Below are 1,260 nucleotides of genomic sequence, written 5' to 3'. Positions count from 1 at the left end.
GTGGGAGCAACTGTCTTATTGGATTCAATTCAGAAGTCATTTTCATAGGCAGCAAAGCTTCCACAGCTTTAGGCCGTGCAATGCTGAAGGAAATTGCTGCTACCGAGCTAATCGGTGCGCTCTTTCCATTCAGTGCGGTCACGCAGCATTGCGTTGAGGCGTACCAACAAAACGCGCATGCAGGCGATCAACGCGACTTTGGCGCATTTCCCTTTATCACGTAGCGCCTTATATCGAGCCCCGAATTCTGGCTGGTCACGGATGACCACCCAGCAGGCCATGTAAAGTGAGCGACGGACTGAAAACCTTCCGCCACTAATATGGCGTGCACCTTTATGCCTTCCGCTGTCGTTGTTGTACGGAGCGAGGCCCGCTAATGCCGCGATAGGGCGCCCTCCAATTTCTCCCAGCTCAGGCAGGTAAGCCATAAGACTGGTGGCAGTAACCAGCCCAATTCCTTTGACTGAACACAGTCGAGCCACCTTTTCGCTATCTAGCTCGTACGCACTTTGACGAATCAGTTGATCTATCGCCTCCACTGCCATGCTCAAATAGTCGATATGGTTCTGCAATGCAGGCTTTACCGCATCGCAGGAAGCTGTTTTCAGGCGTCGTCTGTCGTCATCTCTTTGCTGAACAAAATGTTCCCGCTGCTGGACCAACGCGCGCAGCTTATCGTGCTCCGGGCTTGTAACTCGGGCGCTTGGCGAGTCTAGAACAGCTGCATAGTGCGCAAGAGACTTTGCGTCTATCGGGTCGGTTTTGGCTTGTTGGCCCATCGCCCTGGAAAAACTCTTAGCTCGGCGCGGATTGATGCAGATGACCTCAAGGCCCGCAGCCTGAAGCGCCTTTATGACTTTGCGCTCGTAACCGCCGGTAGCCTCCAACACCACACGACCAACCTGGTGAAGCAATAGCCACCCAATCAACCCAGGGAAATCTTCTTCGGCGTTAGCGCAATTTACCCCAACGTCAACCTGATTAACTCGGGCCTCAAGGCTGTCCTTGGAAACATCAATACCTGCTGGATAGGAAAACATAGCCAAATCCTCTTACACTTAATGTGAGAGCGCTCTGGCTTGGCCCACGCTTGTAACTGTTCGAGGTGGGCTCGTTCAACTGTTCGGGCTCATGTCCAGAGCGGAGGGGTGAGTAGCAGCGTGGGCTCCCACACGTGCTTTAAGCACTCGGGGCATTCAGCTTGCTACTCACCGCTCTCACCCTCAGTCTAATCCTGGCTCAAGACACAAGGGGGCTTGC

General features: G+C 53.7%; 1 protein-coding gene. It reads right to left on the bottom strand.

The features are described 5' to 3' along the window. Window positions 1–107: 107 nt before the first annotated feature. The gene (locus TU73_RS27845) at window positions 108–1,040 is read right to left on the bottom strand and encodes an IS110 family transposase (RefSeq protein ID WP_057014853.1); all 933 of its coding nucleotides are present in this window, start codon (window positions 1,038–1,040) and stop codon (window positions 108–110) included. Between the last annotated feature and the right edge of the window lie 220 nt (window positions 1,041–1,260).

The sequence above is a fragment of the Pseudomonas libanensis genome (genome assembly GCF_001439685.1).
Classification (GTDB): Bacteria; Pseudomonadota; Gammaproteobacteria; order Pseudomonadales; family Pseudomonadaceae; genus Aquipseudomonas; species Aquipseudomonas libanensis.
This window is presented reverse-complemented; position numbering and strand designations above follow the sequence as displayed.